The organism is Roseateles sp. PN1 (assembly GCF_038419725.1).
Lineage (GTDB): Bacteria > Pseudomonadota > Gammaproteobacteria > Burkholderiales > Burkholderiaceae_C > Paucibacter_A.
The window spans coordinates 227467-244949 of sequence record NZ_JBCARA010000006.1; the positions used below are offsets into that span (position 1 = coordinate 227467).

Annotated in this window: 18 protein-coding genes; 12 read left to right on the plus strand and 6 right to left on the minus strand. The window is 61.7% G+C overall.

Annotated elements, in window-relative coordinates; genetic code table 11:
• Position 1 precedes the first annotated feature (1 nt).
• From AABB87_RS11890 to AABB87_RS11930, 9 genes are all read left to right on the plus strand, one after another.
• Positions 2 to 652 carry a pilus assembly PilX family protein gene (locus AABB87_RS11890; protein ID WP_341971450.1) on the plus strand — a complete coding sequence of 217 codons (651 nt, stop codon included), beginning with the start codon at positions 2 to 4 and terminating at the stop codon, positions 650 to 652.
• Between the two features lie 29 nt (positions 653 to 681).
• Positions 682 to 4182 carry a pilus assembly protein gene (locus AABB87_RS11895; protein WP_341971451.1) on the plus strand — a complete coding sequence of 1167 codons (3501 nt, stop codon included), beginning with the start codon at positions 682 to 684 and terminating at the stop codon, positions 4180 to 4182.
• Between the two features lie 296 nt (positions 4183 to 4478).
• Positions 4479 to 4928, plus strand: coding sequence for an energy transducer TonB (locus tag AABB87_RS11900; RefSeq protein WP_341971452.1), 450 nt, complete (start codon positions 4479 to 4481; stop codon positions 4926 to 4928).
• Between the two features lie 126 nt (positions 4929 to 5054).
• Positions 5055 to 5891 (plus strand): ABC transporter ATP-binding protein, encoded by an 837-nt coding sequence (locus tag AABB87_RS11905; RefSeq protein WP_341971453.1) that lies wholly within the window; start codon positions 5055 to 5057, stop codon positions 5889 to 5891.
• Positions 5888 to 6673: a lipid asymmetry maintenance ABC transporter permease subunit MlaE gene (mlaE, locus tag AABB87_RS11910; protein WP_058720763.1), complete on the plus strand. Its 786-nt coding sequence runs from the start codon at positions 5888 to 5890 to the stop codon at positions 6671 to 6673. The genes AABB87_RS11905 and mlaE overlap by 4 nt, the downstream gene beginning before the upstream one ends.
• 14 nt (positions 6674 to 6687) lie before the next feature.
• Positions 6688 to 7176, plus strand: a complete 489-nt coding sequence (mlaD, locus tag AABB87_RS11915; protein ID WP_058722351.1) for an outer membrane lipid asymmetry maintenance protein MlaD — start codon at positions 6688 to 6690, stop codon at positions 7174 to 7176.
• Positions 7173 to 7931, plus strand: a complete 759-nt coding sequence (locus tag AABB87_RS11920) for an MlaA family lipoprotein (protein ID WP_341971454.1) — start codon at positions 7173 to 7175, stop codon at positions 7929 to 7931. The genes mlaD and AABB87_RS11920 overlap by 4 nt, the downstream gene beginning before the upstream one ends.
• A 93-nt stretch (positions 7932 to 8024) precedes the next feature.
• Positions 8025 to 8675, plus strand: coding sequence for an MlaC/ttg2D family ABC transporter substrate-binding protein (locus AABB87_RS11925; protein WP_341971455.1), 651 nt, complete (start codon positions 8025 to 8027; stop codon positions 8673 to 8675).
• Between the two features lie 20 nt (positions 8676 to 8695).
• The gene (locus AABB87_RS11930) at positions 8696 to 9043 is read left to right on the plus strand and encodes an STAS domain-containing protein (RefSeq protein WP_341971456.1); all 348 of its coding nucleotides are present in this window, start codon (positions 8696 to 8698) and stop codon (positions 9041 to 9043) included.
• Here the strand turns inward: AABB87_RS11930 and AABB87_RS11935 are convergent.
• Together AABB87_RS11935 and zwf are read right to left on the minus strand one after the other, a co-directional pair.
• Entirely contained in the window at positions 9031 to 9891 is an 861-nt protein-coding gene (locus AABB87_RS11935; RefSeq protein WP_058722349.1) for a MurR/RpiR family transcriptional regulator, read from the minus strand. The genes AABB87_RS11930 and AABB87_RS11935 overlap by 13 nt on opposite strands.
• 55 nt (positions 9892 to 9946) lie before the next feature.
• Positions 9947 to 11392, minus strand: a complete 1446-nt coding sequence (gene zwf / locus AABB87_RS11940; protein WP_341971457.1) for a glucose-6-phosphate dehydrogenase — start codon at positions 11390 to 11392, stop codon at positions 9947 to 9949.
• A 275-nt stretch (positions 11393 to 11667) separates the two neighbouring features.
• Between zwf and tal the strand changes: the two genes are divergently transcribed.
• Genes tal through AABB87_RS11955 form a run of 3 tightly spaced genes read left to right on the plus strand, consistent with a single transcriptional unit; the run spans position 11668 to position 14875 of the window.
• Positions 11668 to 12612, plus strand: a complete 945-nt coding sequence (tal, locus tag AABB87_RS11945) for a transaldolase (RefSeq protein ID WP_058720759.1) — start codon at positions 11668 to 11670, stop codon at positions 12610 to 12612.
• A gap of 2 nt (positions 12613 to 12614) precedes the next feature.
• Entirely contained in the window at positions 12615 to 14246 is a 1632-nt protein-coding gene (gene pgi, locus AABB87_RS11950; RefSeq protein WP_341971458.1) for a glucose-6-phosphate isomerase, read from the plus strand.
• 17 nt (positions 14247 to 14263) lie between these two features.
• Entirely contained in the window at positions 14264 to 14875 is a 612-nt protein-coding gene (locus tag AABB87_RS11955) for an HAD family hydrolase (RefSeq protein WP_341971459.1), read from the plus strand.
• Here the strand turns inward: AABB87_RS11955 and AABB87_RS11960 are convergent.
• From AABB87_RS11960 to AABB87_RS11975, 4 genes are all read right to left on the minus strand, one after another.
• On the minus strand, positions 14864 to 15067 hold the full coding sequence (locus AABB87_RS11960; RefSeq protein WP_341971460.1) for a DNA gyrase inhibitor YacG: 204 nt from the start codon (positions 15065 to 15067) through the stop codon (positions 14864 to 14866). The two genes, AABB87_RS11955 and AABB87_RS11960, sit on opposite strands and share 12 nt — an antisense overlap.
• An 11-nt stretch (positions 15068 to 15078) precedes the next feature.
• Positions 15079 to 15834, minus strand: a complete 756-nt coding sequence (gene zapD / locus AABB87_RS11965; RefSeq protein ID WP_058722348.1) for a cell division protein ZapD — start codon at positions 15832 to 15834, stop codon at positions 15079 to 15081.
• Positions 15835 to 15947: 113 nt separating this feature from the next.
• Entirely contained in the window at positions 15948 to 16550 is a 603-nt protein-coding gene (coaE, locus tag AABB87_RS11970) for a dephospho-CoA kinase (RefSeq protein WP_341971461.1), read from the minus strand.
• Positions 16547 to 17476, minus strand: a complete 930-nt coding sequence (locus AABB87_RS11975; protein ID WP_341971462.1) for a prepilin peptidase — start codon at positions 17474 to 17476, stop codon at positions 16547 to 16549. Before AABB87_RS11975 ends, coaE begins: the two co-directional genes overlap by 4 nt.
• Positions 17477 to 17483 lie beyond the last annotated feature (7 nt).

Consider the following 17483-nt stretch of genomic DNA (forward strand, 5'->3'; position numbering starts at 1 on the left):
GATGACGATTCGCGTAACCGTTCAAAACACCGCGCGTCAGCAGCGCGGCATGTCCCTGTTGTTTGCCATGATGGCTTTGGTGGTCATCTCCCTGGCCGCCGTAGCCTTGGTCCGCTCGGTGGACACCGGCTCTTTAGTGATCGGCAACTTGGGCTTCAAGCAAGATGCCACCGTGGCCGCCGGCGAAGTGGCCGAGCAGGCCATCACCTGGATCAATGCCAATGCTGGCCCCGCCTTGCAAAACGACTTGGTCGCCCAGGGCTATTACGCTGCGAGTCGCACAAGTTTGGATGTAACTGGCCAAGGCTCCAGCGACAAAAACCGCGCCGTGGTGGACTGGGATGGCAACGGCTGCGCTGGGTCCGCAGGCGCCTGCGTCCAAGCCTCGCCCGAAATCCAGCTCAACGGTGGAAGCAATCGGGGGCGCTATGTCATTACCCGTCTGTGTTCGGCCGAAGGCGCGCCCGCTGCCGTCGACTGCGCCATGCCTTTGGGCTCGGCCTTGACGAGTGGCGGCAATATGGGCGAGGTCAATTACAAAGCTCGCAACCTCTCTGTGCCCGTTTCTAATCTTCAGTACTACCGCATTGTGGTTCGCGTGCAAGGCCCGCGTGGTACAGCCGCGTTTACAGAAACCATAGTCCAACGTTAATCGATGGCGTCGATTCTCGGGAGAAAAGCATGTTTAAACTAACTTTACGTCGTCAGCTTGGTTTGTTGGCCGGGTTTGCGGCGGTGCTGTTAAGCATTTCCGTGCAGGCTGGCACTGCGGACCTGTCGGATGTGCCCTTGGGCACTGCGACCAATGGTAAAACGGTGCGCAGCAATATCATGTTCATCCTGGATGATTCGGGCTCGATGACCTGGGATTTTTTGCCGGACGATGCACCGACCAATGACGTCTGTTTTGGCGTGGCGTCCCGCAATCTCGTCTTTTACGACCCCGCGCGCACTTATGTGCCTCCAGTCACCGCTGCAGGCGTTTCGATGGCCAACGCTTCATTTACCGCTGCGTGGAATGATGGCTATAAATCGGGCAGTGCGGTGGTCGATTTGCGCAATAACCACCCGAATACGCCGAGTATTGCGACGTCATTTTTGAGTACGTCTAATAGTTCAAATACTGCGATTTGCGGTGCGCGCGACAGTTGGGCGTGCGCTTTGCCAAATCCGAATCCTAGGACAACCGAAGCATTTGATGGGGCGAATACGGTTATTACAACGGTACAAGTCAATCGCGTCAATGCGCCCGGGAAGACTTGTAAAAACGGTTCCTACAATTCCTGCTCCCTCACGACGACCACTACAGTCGCCACCTATCAAGGGGCCAAAACCCAGTTTTTGTGGGCGACGCGTAAGGCTGGGGCGCCGGCTAATAGCTGCAGCATTAATGATCATGACATCGTGCGCTATTCGGCTGCATTGACCGATGAGCAGAAAACTAATTATGCAAATTGGTATTCTTATTACCGAACTCGAATGCTGGCGATACGTGCCGGTGCCGGTTTTGCTTTTGCCAAGATTGACCCCACTCGCTTTCGGGTTGGTTTTTCTAAAATCAGCCAGCATGCAAACGGTGGCAGCGACAGTACTGGTTTTCTTAATATCCGTGATTATGACGGAGGGACTCAGAAAGTCGATTTCTTCACTCGCTTGTATTCATCCAGTGGGGGCGGGGGTACGCCGCTGCGACCAGCGCTGGCGCGCGCTGGTCGCTATTTTGCAAAAAAACTGTCGAATCAGTCGGATCCGGTTCAGTATTCCTGCCAGCGCAACTACACGATTCTTTCCACTGATGGTTATTGGAATACGACCGAATATCCGCCCTTGAATTTATCGGGCGATGAGGGGGTTGGCAACCTCGACGCCGGTGCCGGTGTTCCACGTCCCCTGCGCGACGATATCAATTCTGGCGCAGGTGCGGCCGAAACCCTGGCGGATGTCGCCATGTATTACTATTCCAATGATTTGCGGACAGAAGCGCTCGGCAATTGCTCCGGCGCGGTGGTTGGCGAAAATGTTTGTACGAACAACGTACCCACTGACGCGACCAAGGATACCAATTCGGCCCAGCACATGACCACCTTTACCATGGGTTTGGGTTTGAGTGGTACGCTGAAGTTTACAAAGGACTACGAGACGCAGACCGCAGGCGATTTTGCGGATTTGAAGCAAGGTAGTAAAAACTGGCCCGACCCGACGATCAGAGAAGATTTGACTCGGATTGATGACCTCTGGCATGCCGCAGTCAATGGCCGCGGAAATTACTATAGTGCAAGTAATGCCTCAGATATGGCGACCAGCCTGTCCGAGGCCTTGGCCAGCATCGACGCGGCCACGGGTAGTTCGGCGGCTGCGGCAACCAGTTCACTCACGCCGTCGTCGGGGGATGATTGGTTGTTTATTCCCACCTACAAGACTCAATCTTGGGAAGGGACGGTTCTCGCATATAAGATTGACACCGCGGCCGGCACCATCATTTCGCCGAATGCCCCGCTTTGGAATGCTGCAGAGCGCATGAAAGGGCAAAAAACGCGCAATATCTATTTCCGATCTGGCAATGATTTGGTTGAGTTTACTGAGCCCAATTTGCGGACAGCCGGGCGGGCGGGGGCGTTTGATAATCTTTGCTCAGTCGGTGCCACGCAACTGTCGCAGTGCTCGAAGCTGAATGCCGATGCCTTGCCCAAGGTGACCGCCACCAATGTGGTTAACTTCCTGCGCGGTGATAGCACTTATGAGTTTTCTGCTTCGTCAGAAAAGGATCAAGTGTTTAGAAAGCGCGCCGTCCCCATGGGCGATATCGTCAATGGTGCGCCAGTTTATGTGGGCAAGCCGCCGTTGGCTTTCGGTGATAGTTATGCCGCTTATGCGAAGGAGCAGTCCGAGCGGCAAGGTGTCCTTTACGTCGCAGCAAATGACGGCATGTTGCACGCCCTCAAGGTCGATCTGGGTCCCACCGGTGGCACAGAGCTGTGGGCGTATGTGCCCAGCTTTGCGATCGCCAATATGGGCGTGTTGGCCGACACAAATTATGAAAACAAGCATCGCTTTTTTGTAGATGCTGCGCCGGTGGTGGCGGATATTTTTGACGGCACTAAATGGCGCACCATCCTTGTCGGCGGTATGGGTAAGGGAGGGCGCGGTTACTATGCGCTGGATATCACTAAGCCCGAAAGCCCAATTTCCCTGTGGGAGTACTCGGATGCTGACTTGGGTTACACCTTTGGCAATCCGATCATCACCAAGAATAAGGCTGGCAATTGGATCGTGGCCTTCAGTTCAGGCTATAACAATGTGAATCCAGGTACTGGAAAGGGTTACTTGTATGTCCTGGACGCGGTGACAGGGGTGCGTCTGGACAAAATTATCGCAAGTAGTGACGTCGGCGATAGCGGCACGCCGAGCAATCTGGGCAAGATCAATGCTTGGGTCACCGATAGCAAGCTCAATATTGCCAGCCGTATTTATGGCGCCGATATGCTGGGCAATGTCTGGCGCTTTGACTTTGATGACAATTTCGGCCCCGCAGGCAAAGAGGCTCAGTTGTTGGGTACGACCGGCTCTAACCAGCCGATCACGACCAAACCTGTATTGACGCAAATTGCAGTCGGCGCCTACACCTATGCAGCGGTTTCTGTGGCCACCGGGCGCTATCTGGGTAGTACCGACGTGACTGATACGGCGACCCAATCGATTTACACATTCAAGGATGAGCTCAACTCCACGTCTTTGGGCGATTTGCGCAGCAACGCAGGCATGGTGCAACAGACTCTGGCCGCCAATCGAAGCGGCTTGCTCAATCCGCAGCCGGTGGACTGGGCCACGAAGAAGGGATGGTTTGTGGATCTGGACTTGACCAAAGGCGAGCGGGTCAATGTGGACTTTGATCAGCAACTCAATCAGCTGATTGTGGCCAGCAATATTCCTACTCCCACGGTCTGTAAGCCAGGCGGCACTTCTTGGCTGTATTACCTGGACGTCGGCTCCGGCAAGCCGCTGCTGACTTATGAAGGCAGTACCCTGGTGGCCGGTATCACGACGATTGTGGGTTCGACCGGTAAGTTGATCACCTTGATTCAGGGTGTGGACGGTAAGAATACGGCGCGCCAAGGCGCCGACGCGTCGACTCCGGCGGCCGGCACGATGCGCAGAACTTCATGGCGAGAGCTGATGAACTGAGCCTCTGCACCCCGCGTGATGCTGGGTGCAGTTCTGGCCACATTTCAAGGCCACAGCGACGGCGCAGCGCGCCGAGGCTGTGGCCTTTTTGCGTGGCTGTTCTGGCGGCGCATCTGCTCTTGTTGAGCTGCGCGCTGCCGGGCAGGGTGGCGGCGTTCAAGGTGTTGCCGCCAGTTACGCCCGCGCTGACTGGCATGACGAGCCGTGTCATCCCACCTTCGGGCTTAGGGACGTCAGGGGAGGCGCCGCAGGCAAGTGCTCGGGCGGCCAGTGCCGCTGCGCCTAAGCTTGCCGCGATGGCCGTGCTGCCGCAGCCTGCGGTGCAGGCCATTCCTGCAACCGAGCTTGATGCTGCGTTGGATGCGCCCAATGCGCTGTTTTCCGGCCTAGCCTTGCTTGGCGATAGCGATGCCACGGACGAGGGCCGCTACCTGCCGCGGCCTATGCTGACCGTCGCGCCGGTCGCGCAGGCGCCGGTGGATTTGCTGTGGCCGACCGACACCAGCTTGATTGGTTCCTACACCGGCATCTTGAAGCTGTTCATTGATGAGCAAGGTCGGGTGCAGCGCGTGGTATTGGACGATGACGCTTTGCCTGAAGCCTTGGCCGAGGTCGCGAAGCGAACTTTCCAATCCCTGGTGTTTTCGCCAGCGGAGTTGGATGGGCAGCGGGTCAAATCCCGCATCCGCGTGGAAGTGCGTTTTGATGCCGAGGCGCCGCCAGTCGGGCCTGCACTGCCGCGCTAAGGCCGCGCACGAGGGACTGTTCAGCCTTGCCCTAATTTCCCCGGCCCAGCGGCCGCTCAGTGATTCCCCTATGATGCGAATCTCGTTTTTCGTTCATCGGGCCTTGGCCCCGTCTGCTCGAGGCCCATGTCGACCCACACTTCCCTGATCTCTACTCCCGCTTCACCCTTGATCGAATTGCGCGATGTCAGTTGCGGCTATGGCGACCGGGTGATTCTTGAGTCGGTCAATCTGACGGTGCCGCGCGGCAAGGTCTTGGCCTTGATCGGTACCTCGGGCGGCGGCAAGACCACGGTGCTGCGTTTGCTGGGGCGGCAGATTCGCCCCCTCAAGGGCCAAGTCTTGTTTGATGGCGTGGATTTGGCCCCGCTCAATTTGGATCAGCTCTATGCCGTGCGTCGTCGCATGGGCATGTTGTTCCAGTTCGGCGCCTTGTTCACCGACTTGTCGGTGTTCGAGAACGTGGCCTTCCCCTTGCGAGAGCACACGAATTTGTCTGAAGCCATGATCCGCGACTTGGTGCTGATGAAGCTCAATGCGGTGGGCCTGCGCGGTGCGCGTGACCTGATGCCTTCCGAGGTGTCGGGCGGCATGGCGCGGCGCGTGGCGCTGGCACGGGCCATCGCGCTCGATCCCGATTTGGTTTTGTATGACGAGCCCTTTGCGGGCTTGGACCCGATTTCGCTCGGCGTGGCGGCACGCCTGATTCGCGATTTGAACGACGCGCTGGGCCTGACCAGCATCATTGTTTCGCATGATTTGCATGAAACCTTCGGCATTGCCGACGAAGTCGCCATGATCGCTAATGGCCGTGTGGTGGCCCAAGGCACGCCCGATGAGTTGCGCCATAGCGAAGATCCGCTGGTGCAGCAGTTTGTGGGCGCCCATGCCGATGGGCCGGTGCGTTTTCATCAAGCGGCCGTGCCGGTAGCGCAAGACTTTGGCTTGGGAGCACGCGCATGACGGCGCTTGACGGATTGGCGCGCCTGGGCCGCGCCACGCGTGGCCAACTGGCGGAAGTCGGCGCGGGCACACGCTTGTTCATGCAGGTGCTGGCGCGCACGCCGCAGGCCTTGATGCGTTTCGGTTTGGTGCGCGAGCAGGTGTATTTCCTCGGCAATCGCTCGCTGTCCATCATTGGTGTGTCGGGCCTGTTTGTTGGCTTTGTGCTGGCACTGCAGGGCTACTACACCTTGCAACGCTACGGCTCGGCCGAGGCGGTGGGCTTGCTGGTGGCCTTGAGCTTGGTGCGTGAACTGGGCCCGGTGGTGGCCGCTTTACTGTTTGCAGGCCGCGCCGGCACTTCGCTGACGGCCGAGATCGGCTTGATGAAGGCCGGCGAGCAACTCACCGCCATGGAGATGATGGCGGTGGACCCGGTCACCCGGGTGCTGGCGCCGCGCTTCTGGGGCGGCGTGATCGCCATGCCTTTGCTGGCTGCGCTGTTCTCGGCGATTGGTGTGATCGGCGGCTGGCTGGTGGCGGTGCCTTTGATTGGCATCGACGCGGGCGCCTTCTGGTCACAGATGCAGGGCGGGGTGGATGTGTTTGCCGACGTCGGCAATGGCGTGGTGAAGAGCTTGGTGTTCGGTGTCACCGTGACCTTTGTGGCGCTGCTGCAGGGTTATGCCTGCAAACCGACGCCCGAGGGTGTGGCCCAGGCCACCACCCGCACCGTGGTGGTTTCTTCTCTGGCGGTGTTGGCACTGGACTTTGTGCTGACCGCCATGATGTTTTCGATCTGATTTTGGAGTCTGGCATGCAAGCCTCTCGACATGATGCAAAGGTGGGCTTCTTCGTGCTTTTGGGTGCGGCCGCCCTGTTGTTCCTGGCCCTCAAGGCCGGCAATCTGCTGAGCCTGAATTTTGACGAGACCTACCAGGTCACGGCCAAATTCGACAATATCGGCGGCCTCAAGGCCAATGCCGCAGTGAAGAGTGCCGGCGTGGTGGTGGGCCGGGTGGAGTCGATTGTTTTTGATGACAAGAGCTTCCAGGCCAAGGTCACCATCAAGATGCAAAAAAAGATGGCCTTCCCCAAGGACAGCTCGGCCAAGATCCTCACGGCGGGCCTGCTGGGTGAGCAGTACATCGGCCTGGAAGCGGGTGCCGACGAAAAGAACCTGGTAGCCGGTGACAACATCAGCCAAACCCAATCGGCCGTGGTGTTGGAAAACCTGATCGGCCAGTTCCTCTACAACAAGGCCGCAGATAGCGCCGCAACACCAGCGGCGGCGGGCAAGCCATGAGTCAGCGCTCCATTTGGCGCAGCCTTGTTCTGCTGAGCCTGGCCCTGCTGCTGGGCGGCTGTGCCAGCTTGCGCGGCCCGGGTGCGCCGGGGCAGAAGCTGGACCCCTGGGAGTCCTGGAACCGCAAGGTCTTCAGCTTCAATGACAAGTTGGACGAGCATGTGCTGGTGCCGGTGTCCACGGCCTATAGCGAGTTGGTGCCGGCCCCCGTTCGCCAGGGCATTGACAACGTCTTCGGCAATGTCAACGACGCTTGGTCGGCGGTGAACCTGGTGCTGCAGGGCCGCCTGCGCGCCAGCGTGGAGCAAGGCATGCGCTTTGCCGTCAACACGGTGCTGGGTTTCGGCGGCATTCTGGATATTTCCACCGAGGTGGGCCTGGAGAAGAAGAGCGAAGACCTGGGCAAGACCTTTGGCCGCTGGGGCTTTGGCACCGGGGCTTACATCGTCTGGCCTTTGTTCGGCCCCTCGTCGGTGCGCGATACCGTGGCTATGCCGGCGGATTGGTCGGCCTCGCCCTCGCTGGTGTTCCGTGAGGGCAGCGCCAAGGTGGCGATCTACAGCTTGCAGACCATCAATACCCGCGCCAATTTTCTGCGTGCCAGCCAGATGCTGGAAGGCATCGCGCTCGACAAGTACACCTTCTATCGCGACGCCTATCTGCAGCGCCGCGGCAGTTTTTCCGATGATGAAGAGTTCGAAGTGCTGACGCCGGCGAAGGCGGAGCCCGATCCACCGACCCAACCCGGGCCGTAAGGCTTTGTGACAGCTGTGAACCGAATGCGGTCTGCCGCGTTCAAGTGTCAGGCCACTTGGTGGTCAACCCGAATGAAAGAAGAGAGTAGCGCCATGATTGCGAGCAAACGTGTATTCCTGATCTGCGGCCTCTTGTCGGCCAGCCTGCTGTCCGGCCTGAGCCCGGCACCGGCCCTGGCCGCCGACAACTCGGCGCCTGATCTGCTGATCCGCCAGCTCTCGCTGGAGACGCTGGAAGCGGTCAAGTCCGACAAGTCCATCCAGGCCGGCGACATCCAGAAAATCATCAACTTGGTCGACACCAAGGTGATGCCGCATGTGAACTTCCAGCGCATGACCTCCTCGGCCGTGGGCCGCTTCTGGCGCCAGGCCACGCCTGACCAGCAGCAGCGTCTGCAAGACGAGTTCAAGACCCTGCTGGTGCGCACCTATGCCGGCGCTCTGACGCAGGTGAAGGACCAGACCATTGCCCTCAAGCCCCTGCGTGCCGGCGCCGCCGACACCGAGGTGGTGGTGAAGACCGAGATCCGCGGCAAGGGTGACCCGATCCAGCTGGACTACCGCCTGGAAAAGGGCTCGGGCGTCTGGCGCATTTACGACGTCAATGTGCTGGGCATTTGGCTGGCGGATCAATACCGCAACAGCTTCGCGCAAGAGATCGGTGCCAATGGCATTGATGGCTTGATCAAGACCCTGGCCGACAAGAACCAGAAGGCTGCGGCCGGCAACGCCGCCAAGGCCTGATGACAGCAAGCGCAAGAACCATGCTCAAGCTGCCGGTGTCGCTGCGTTTGCAAGAGCTGCCCACGCTGTGGGCGGCCTGGCAAAACACCTTGCGGGTGGAGGCGCGGCAGCTGCATGGCAGCGGTGGTGCCGGTTCAGCCATCGGCCTGCAGGTCAGCGCGGCTGATCTGCAGGACTTTGACTCCGGCGTGCTGACCCTGCTGCTGAGTGCCGCGCGTTTATGCCGCCAGGAAGGCGTGCAGATGCAGGTCTGTGAAGTGCCGCTGAAGCTGCAAGAGCTGGCCCGCGTTTACGGCGTGGCCGAACTTCTGTGGCCCGAACTGCTCAGCCCGGCTGGCCCGGCCGCCCCGGTCAATCAGCTGGCGTAACGCTTGCTGCGCAGATTGCGCTTGATCTCTTGCAACATCGGCCGCAGCGTCTGCCCCAGGCGCAGGGCCACGCCGGTGGTCAGGATGTCGATGGCCACCAGGTGCAGCAGACGCGAGACCATCGGGCTGTAGCGGTCGTAGTCTTCCGGGTGATCCACCGCGAGCAAGACCTGACCCTGGCTCTGGCCCAGTGCCGCCAAAGGCGTGCCACTGGCGGTGATGATGATGATGGTGGCGCCTTTTTTGCGCGCGATCTCGGCCACGTCCAGCATGTCGCGGCTGCGGCCTGAGTTGCTGATCAACACCGCGCAGTCACCCGCTTGCAACATGGTGGCACTCATCAGCTGCACATGGCCGTCGCTCCAGGCGGCGGTGTTGACGCCCAAGCGGAAGAACTTGTGCTGAGCGTCCTGCGCCACGATGCCGGAATTGCCGACGCCGTAGAACTCGATGCGCCGCCCGGCGTTGGCCGAATCGGCCATGGCGTCGATGGCGCGCTCAAAGGCATGGCTGGCCGCATCATTGCGGTAGTGGAGCAAGGCTGCGACGGCGTTGTCCACCACCTTGACGATCAAATCGCCCGGCTTTTCATCTTCATCCACCGCGCGGTGCACAAAGGGCACGCCTTCGTTGACGCTGCCCGCGAGCTTGCGCTTGAAGTCGGCCAGGCCGTCATAGCCCACGCTGCGGCAAAAGCGCACCACGGTGGGCTTGCTGACATGGGCCCGGTCCGCCAACTCGCTGACGGGCAAGTTGGCAAAGGCGCGCGCATCGGTAAGCAGCAGCTTGGCCACGCGCTGTTCGGCCGGCGGCAAGGCGGGTAGGGCGGCTTTGACCCGCTCCAGAATGCTCATGCGAGCCTCCGCTCAAAGCGGGTAGTCAGCGGCTGGCTCACAAGCGTCCTCACTCTTCTTCCCCCCAGGCAAAGCCATCCCGCGCCACCAGGGCGCTGGAGGCCGCCGGGCCCCAGGAGCCGGCGCTGTAAGGGCGCGGGCCGGTGTTGTCGTGCTTCCAGGCGTCCAGAATCGGCTCCACCCAGCGCCAAGCTTGTTCCTGCTCATCGCTGCGCACGAAGAGGTTGAGGCGGCCGGCAATCGCATCGAGCAGCAGGCGTTCATAGGCGCCGACGCGGTTACTGGCGAAGGCCTTGTCAAAGTCCAGATCCAGCGACACAGGCGCCAGCGCCTCGCCGTGGGCACCGCCCTTGGCCGCCAGCAATTGCAGCTCCAGCCCGTCCTCGGGTTGCAGCTTGATCACCAGGCGGTTGGCCTGATTGGTGCCGGGGAAAATCGGGTGAGGCACGGGGCGGAAGTTGATGACGATTTGCGCATCACGCTCGGCCAAGCGTTTGCCGGTGCGCAGATAGAAGGGCACGCCGGCCCAGCGCCAGTTCTGCACTTCGGTGCGCAGGGCCACAAAGGTCTCGCATTGACTGTCGGCCGGCACCTTGCCTTCGTCCAGATAGCCGTTGACGGCCTGGCCATCAACATTACCGGCTCGGTACTGGCCGCGCACCACATCGCGCGCCACGCTCTCGGCGGTGAAGGGCTTGAGCGAGCGCAGCACCTTGAGCTTTTCGTCGCGGATGGCGTCGGCATCGTTGGTCGAGGGCGGCTCCATCGCGATCATGGTCAGCAACTGCAGCGCATGGTTTTGAATCATGTCGCGCAGGGCGCCGGTCTCGTTGTAGAAGGCGCCACGCGTGCCTACGCCCAGGCGCTCGGCCAGGGTGATCTGGATGTTGGCAATGCTCTCGCGCCGCCACAGGGGCTCAAACAAGGCATTGCCAAAGCGCAGCGCCATCAAGTTCTGCACCGAAGGCTTGCCCAGGTAATGGTCGATGCGGAAGGCTTGTTCTTCCTTGAACACCGAGCGCACCACTTGGTTGATTTCTTGCGCGCTGGCCAGGTCGTGGCCGAGCGGCTTTTCCAGCACCACGCGCACGCGCTCATGGTTCAGGCCAACGGCGCCGAGTTGCTGGCAGATCTGCGTGAACAGGTGCGGGCTGGTGGCCAGATACAGCACCACGGTGTCGGCCTGGCGCTCATCCAGCCAGTCCTTCAGGCGCTGGTAATGCTCGGGCTGCGACAAGTCCATGCGGCGGTAATGCAGCAGGGCGGCGAATTGTTCGAACTCTTCGTCGCTTGGGCGCTTGGAGCCGTCCACTTCCTGAAAGCGCTCTTTCAGCCATTGGCGGTATTGCTCGTCGGGCATCTCGTCGCGGGCCACGGCCAGGATGCGTCCGCCGGCCGGCAGCTTGCCGTGGCGGAAGGCCTGGAACAGGGCGGGCATGAGCTTTCTCCAGGTGAGATCGCCGGTGCCGCCAAAGAATACGAGGTCGAATGACATAGCTAGGTGCCGAAGCCGTGAGAGGGGTGACGGTGAAGCGCGCCGGTGCGAGGAAAGGACTGGCGCAATGTTTTGTTGATGTAACAAAGTTTCTGGAATTATGATGCCGCAGTTTCGTGATTCGGTCAATGTGGCTGGCCCAGTTGACAGATTTCATGGGGGTTTTCCTGAATTTCGCGCTGTAACCAAGCATCAGCTGCCATGCTGCGGCGCGCGACCGGTGCTCGCCGGAGCGGTTCTAATACGGGATTCCCCTCAAACCTCGAGCTACGGCCATGAATCAACTCGACCAACTCAAGTCCTTCACCACCGTGGTTGCCGACACCGGCAACTTTCTGCAGCTGGCGCAATTCGCGCCGCGTGACGCGACCACCAATCCTTCGCTGATTCTCAAAGCCGTGCAGTCGGCCGACTACGCGCCTTTGCTGAAGGACACCGTTGCCGCCCATGCCGGCAAGCCCCTGGACGAGGTGGTTGACCATGTGCTGGTGCGCTTCGGCCTGGAAATCCTCAAGGTCGTGCCCGGCCGCGTCTCCACCGAAGTGGACGCCCGCCTGAGCTTTGACGCCGCCGCCACCGTGGCGCGCGCACGCCGCATCATGGCCCTGTACGAAGCCGCCGGCATTGGCCGCGAGCGCGTGCTGATCAAGATCGCCGCCACCTGGGAAGGCATTCAAGCCGCCGCCGAGCTGGAGCGCGAAGGCATCCATTGCAATCTGACGCTGCTGTTCTCCTTCTGCCAGGCCGTTGCCTGCGGCACGGCCGGCATTCAGCTGATCTCGCCCTTTGTGGGCCGCATCTACGACTGGTACAAAAAGAGTGCCGGCGCGGCCTGGGACGAGGCCGCCAGCAGCGGCGTGAACGACCCCGGCGTCAAGTCGGTGGCGCAGATCTACAACTACTTCAAGAAGCACGGCATCGCCACCGAGGTGATGGGTGCCAGCTTCCGCAATGTGGGCCAGATTCAGGCCCTGGCCGGCTGCGATCTGCTGACCATCAGCCCCGACTTGCTGGCCCAGCTGCAGGCCAGCGAGGCGCCGCTGCTGCGCGCGCTGGACGCCGATGCCGCCCGCGCTGCCGACATTGCCCCGGTTTCATTCGACGAAGCGGGCTTCCGCTTTGCCCTCAACCAAGATGCCATGGCCACTGAGAAGTTGGCCGAAGGCATCCGCCTCTTCGCCGTGGACTCGGCCAAGCTGGATCAGATGATTGTGAGTTGACGATGAGTGTTTCGCGTTGTGATCAAAGCCCCGCCTGGGGCCTGTTGCAAGCCGAGTTCAAGGCCCGAGGCCAAGCCTTCGATGTGCGCGAGGCCTTCGCGGCCCAGGGCGCGCACCGCTTCGCCGACTGGAGCTTCCGGGCGCCGGAAGTCTTTGCCGATCTGTCCAAGAACCGCATCGATGCCGCGACCCTGGACTTGCTGCTGCAACTGGCCCGCGACGTCGGCCTGGAATCACAACGCGAGGCGCTGTTCGCCGGCGCGCCCATCAATCTGACCGAGGGCCGCGCCGTGCTGCACACGGCCCTGCGCGCTCCAGCGGGCCAGGGCCTGTTCAGCGATGAGGTGCAAACCTCCCTGGCGGCCATGCTGGCCTTTGCTGAGAGCGTGCGCGCGCAAGCCAAGAGCGGCATCACCGATGTGGTTCACATCGGCATCGGCGGCAGCGACCTTGGCCCGGCCATGGTGGTGGGTGCCTTGCAGTCCTTTACTCAGCCGGGTTTGAAGCTGCATTTCGTCTCGAACGTGGATGGGCATGACCTGGCCCCGGTGCTGCGCGATCTCAAGCCCGCCAGCACCTTGTTCGTGATCGCCTCCAAGACCTTCACCACCCAGGAAACCCTGGCTAATGCGCAAGCCGCCAAGGCCTGGTTCCTGGCTAACGGCGGCAGCGATATCGCCAAGCACTTCGTTGCGACCAGCAGCAATGTGGCCGCCGCTGCGGCCTTTGGCATCAGCACCACCTTTGGCTTTTGGGACTGGGTGGGCGGGCGCTATTCCCTGTGGTCGGTGATCGGCCTGCCGATTGCCATCGCCATCGGCGCCGAGAACTTCCGCGCCCTGCTGGCCGGCGCCCATGCGATGGACGAGCATTTCGCCCACACGCCGCTGGCGCAAAACCTGCCGGTGCTGCTGGGTTTGCTGGACGTTTGGTACCGCAATTTCCATGGCTTCAGCAGCCGCAGCGTGGCGCCTTATCACCAGGGCTTGAAGCGCCTGCCGGCTTATCTGCAGCAGCTGGAGATGGAAAGCAATGGCAAGGGCGTGGACCGCGAGGGTCAGGCCTTGCCCTATGCCACCAGCCCGGTGGTCTGGGGTGAGGCGGGCACCAACGGCCAACATGCCTACTTCCAGATGCTGCACCAGGGCACGGATGTGATCCCGGTGGAGTTCATTGCCGTCAAGACGCCCAATTTCGGCGCGCATGTGACGGGCGAATTGGTTGCTTGCCTGCAAGATCAACATCAGAAGTTGCTGGCCAACTGCCTGGCGCAATCGCAGGCCCTGATGCAGGGCAAGCGTTTTGAAGAAGCCTTGGCAGAAAAGGCGCCGACCGCTTCGCAGACCATGGCGCCGGACACCTTGGCCCGCCATCGCAGCTTCCCCGGCAACCGCCCGAGCACAACTCTTGTGCTGGACGCGCTAACGCCGCAATCGCTCGGCGCCTTGATCGCGCTGTACGAGCACCGGGTGTTTGTCAGCGGCGCCTTGTGGGGCATCAACAGCTTTGACCAATGGGGCGTGGAGTTGGGCAAGGCCTTGTGCGGCCAGCTCTTGCCGCGCCTGAGCAGCGGCGACGGCGCCGGGCTAGATGGCTCGACCGCCGGCTTGCTGCGCCACCTGCTGGCCAAATAGAGCAAACCTAGATCGATATGAATATTGTTTTTGACTTCGGCGGCGTGCTGTTTCGCTGGCACCCGGCCACCTTTTTGGCGCGGGTCTGGCCGCATCGTGCGGCTGATGCCGAGCAAGCTGCGGCGGTGGCGGCTGAGTTCTTCCAGAACTACAGCGGCGACTGGGGCGCGTTTGATCAAGGCTTGATCGACGCCCCCACGGTGATTGAGCGCATCGCCGCGCGCACCGGCTGGCCGGCGGCCGAGGTGGCGCAGGTGGTGGCGGCCGTGCCGGATGAGTTGCAGGTCTTGCCGCAGACCGTGGCGCTGATCGAAGAGCTCAAGCGCGCCGGGCACCGGCTGTTCTATTTGTCGAATATGCCCGAGCCCTATGCCGATCATTTGGAGCGTCACTACCCGCTACACGACTGGTTCGAAGCCGGGGTGTTTTCGGGCCGAGTGAAGCTGTCCAAGCCCATGCCTGAGATCTTTGCGTTGGCCAGCCAGCGTTTTGGCGTGGCGCCGCAAAGCTGCCTGTTCCTGGATGATCACCCGGTTAATATCGATGCCGCCAAGGCCTTGGGATGGCAGGCGCTGTTATTCACGCGGGCCGAAGAAGTACGCCCACAGTTGACTTATTTAGTGCTGTAAATCGGGCGGCAGAGCGTCCGGGTCCAGGTCTTCCAAGGGCGGCGTGGTTTCGACGCGGAAACTCTCGCTGGCCCAGGCGCCCAGGTCGATTTGGCGGCAGCGTTCGCTGCAAAAAGGCCGCCAGGTGTTGCTGGGGGCGAAAACACTGTCGCCACCACAAGTGGGGCAGCGCACGATGCGGGGGCTGTTCATGGGACTTTCTTTCAGGAACACAGGGTCAGCTCGAAGCTGGCGTCTTGCTGGGCTGGTTTGAGTCGGCCTTCTTCGTCTTGTCGCATCAGGCGGATCGACACCATCAGGCGGTGGCCGCTGATCTCGGGAATTAGGCCCAGGCTGGGGTCAATGCGCATGCGCAGCAGTTGGAACACCCGCCCGGCCGGCAGGCTTTGCTGGAACTGGCCGTTGCCGGCCGCCACTTTGTGTGGCGAGCCCGAATCACGCAGCAGGCCCAGCAGCACTTGCAGGGCTTCGGCCAGCGGCATCAGGGTCTCAGTCCACTGCATCAAATCTTTGCGGCGGCGCACCGGCAGGAATTGCTGCCAGGTGTAGTAGGCCGGCAGGTCAAACTCGCACGTGCCACCGGGAATGCTGATGCGGCTGCGGATGCTCATCAGCCACTCGTTGCTGGTGAGTGAGGCGCCGGCCTTGCCGACCAGCTTGTTGAGGCCCTCAAACGCATGGTCGATGCGCGCGACGACTTGGTCCAAAGCGTCTTCCGACACGCCGGGGTTGCCGCGGTAGCTATTGAGCTGGGCCTTGTGGCGCTCCAGCTCCTTGAGCAGGTCAGACTTGAGGTCGGCACGCGAGGCCACGTCCATGATCTCGAACACCGAGACCAGGGCGAAATGGTGATCGAGCGGGGAGTCACGCTCCATCAGTTGACCGAGGCGGTCGAACAGATGCTCCAGTCTGAGCATCGTGCGGATGCTTTCGTTGAACGGATATTCGTATAGGACCAAGGCGGCCATCCCTATCGATCAGCGTGAAGGCGAGTCCTGCTGCAGCAATATGCGGCGCAGGTGATTGAGCGTGATTGTTTCACAGCCTGAGCGGCTCGCGCCGCCGGCACCGCTCAGAACCAGCGTTTGGCGAGGGTCAGGACTTGCTTTTCAAGCGCTGGCAGCGGCAATTGCTCGTTGAACAGCACTGCATCGGCGCAGGCGCGCCGGGCCGCACGCGTGGCTTGCTGGGCCAAAACGGCTTCAACGGCGGCGCGCTCCCAGCCATTGCGCGCCATCACGCGGCTGATCTGTGTTTCTTCTTCGCAGTCCACCACCAGCACGCGATCCACGCGCTGCCGCCAGCGGCCGGACTCCACCAACAAGGGCACGTCGAAGACGATGCAGCTGCTGGTGGCCGCTGCCGCCTGGCGCTCGGTCTCGGCGCCAATCAGGGGATGCAGGATCGCTTCCAGGCGCTGTTTGATGCTGCTGTCGGCAAAGGCTTGCTGACGCATCCAGGCGCGATCCAGGCTGCCGTCTTTGGCCACGGCGGCCGGCCCAAAGGCGGTTTGCAGTGCGGCCATGGCCGCGCCCTGGGGCAGGGTCAGTGATCGGGCAATGGCGTCGGTGTCAATCACCGTGGCGCCGGCCTGAGCCAGCAGGCGTGCCACCGTGCTCTTGCCGCTGCCGATGCCGCCGGTCAGGCCAATCTGAAGGGATCTAGGCCGGCTCATGCCCAGCCGAGCCAGCCCAACACCCGTGGGGCGCCGGCAAACAGCACCACAAAGCCGCCGCCCGCCAGGAAGGGGCCGAAGGGCACATAGCGGCCTTCGCGCAGCTTGGCGTTCATCTTCATGCCGATGCCGACGATGGCGCCGATCAGCGAGGCGCCCAGCACGATGGGCAGAATCATTTGCCAACCCAGCCAGGCGCCCAGGGCCGCCAGCAGCTTGAAGTCGCCGTAGCCCATGCCCTCCTTGCCGGTCAGCAGCTTGAACAGCCAGTAGATCGACCACAGCGACAGGTATCCCACCAGCGCACCGATCATGGCCGCATCGAGCGGGATGGTGTAGCCGAGCAAGGCGGCGGCCAAGCCGGCCCACAGCAGCGGCTGGTTGATCGCGTCGGGCAGCAAGGTGGTGTCCCAGTCGATCGCCGCCAGGGCCAGCAGCGCCGCAGCAAAGCCGCACCACAGCAGCGTGGTCGGCTGGGCGCCAAAGCGCCAGGACAGGGCGGCGAAGAGCGCGCCGGTAGCGAGTTCGATCAGCGGGTAGCGCATCGAGATGGCGCTCTTGCACTTGCTGCATTTGCCGCCCAGGCGCAGCCAGCCCAGCAGGGGCATGTTTTCATGCCAGGCCAGTTGATGGCCGCAAGACGGGCAGCGCGAGCGAGGCGTTGAAATGCCCAGATGGGGCAGCTTTTCGAGCTGGGTGGAGAGATTGGTGCAAGCGGCAGCCAGCTTGTCGGCCTCGGCCTTGGGGCAGGCGGCCGCGCGGGCTAGCTCGGTGCCGTCGCTGAGGGTGTGGGCGGCCTCGGCCAGCCACTGCCGCTCCATCATCAAAGGCAGGCGATGGATGACGACGTTTAGAAAACTGCCCACGCACAGGCCCAGCACGCCCAACACCCAGGGCGACAAGAGGAATTCGATTTCTGCGGACATTGCTTTT

What these genes read in the sequence shown, in the direction of transcription:
- AABB87_RS11890 (WP_341971450.1), top strand. Translation starts at nt 2, where the DNA reads ATGACGATTCGCGTAACCGTTCAAAACACCGCGCGTCAGCAGCGCGGC.
- AABB87_RS11895 (WP_341971451.1), top strand. Translation starts at nt 682, where the DNA reads ATGTTTAAACTAACTTTACGTCGTCAGCTTGGTTTGTTGGCCGGGTTT.
- AABB87_RS11900 (WP_341971452.1), top strand. Translation starts at nt 4,479, where the DNA reads ATGGCCGTGCTGCCGCAGCCTGCGGTGCAGGCCATTCCTGCAACCGAG.
- AABB87_RS11905 (WP_341971453.1), top strand. Translation starts at nt 5,055, where the DNA reads ATGTCGACCCACACTTCCCTGATCTCTACTCCCGCTTCACCCTTGATC.
- mlaE (WP_058720763.1), top strand. Translation starts at nt 5,888, where the DNA reads ATGACGGCGCTTGACGGATTGGCGCGCCTGGGCCGCGCCACGCGTGGC.
- mlaD (WP_058722351.1), top strand. Translation starts at nt 6,688, where the DNA reads ATGCAAGCCTCTCGACATGATGCAAAGGTGGGCTTCTTCGTGCTTTTG.
- AABB87_RS11920 (WP_341971454.1), top strand. Translation starts at nt 7,173, where the DNA reads ATGAGTCAGCGCTCCATTTGGCGCAGCCTTGTTCTGCTGAGCCTGGCC.
- AABB87_RS11925 (WP_341971455.1), top strand. Translation starts at nt 8,025, where the DNA reads ATGATTGCGAGCAAACGTGTATTCCTGATCTGCGGCCTCTTGTCGGCC.
- AABB87_RS11930 (WP_341971456.1), top strand. Translation starts at nt 8,696, where the DNA reads ATGCTCAAGCTGCCGGTGTCGCTGCGTTTGCAAGAGCTGCCCACGCTG.
- zwf (WP_341971457.1), bottom strand. Translation starts at nt 11,392, where the DNA reads ATGTCATTCGACCTCGTATTCTTTGGCGGCACCGGCGATCTCACCTGG.
- tal (WP_058720759.1), top strand. Translation starts at nt 11,668, where the DNA reads ATGAATCAACTCGACCAACTCAAGTCCTTCACCACCGTGGTTGCCGAC.
- pgi (WP_341971458.1), top strand. Translation starts at nt 12,615, where the DNA reads ATGAGTGTTTCGCGTTGTGATCAAAGCCCCGCCTGGGGCCTGTTGCAA.
- AABB87_RS11955 (WP_341971459.1), top strand. Translation starts at nt 14,264, where the DNA reads ATGAATATTGTTTTTGACTTCGGCGGCGTGCTGTTTCGCTGGCACCCG.
- AABB87_RS11960 (WP_341971460.1), bottom strand. Translation starts at nt 15,067, where the DNA reads ATGAACAGCCCCCGCATCGTGCGCTGCCCCACTTGTGGTGGCGACAGT.
- coaE (WP_341971461.1), bottom strand. Translation starts at nt 16,550, where the DNA reads ATGAGCCGGCCTAGATCCCTTCAGATTGGCCTGACCGGCGGCATCGGC.
- AABB87_RS11975 (WP_341971462.1), bottom strand. Translation starts at nt 17,476, where the DNA reads ATGTCCGCAGAAATCGAATTCCTCTTGTCGCCCTGGGTGTTGGGCGTG.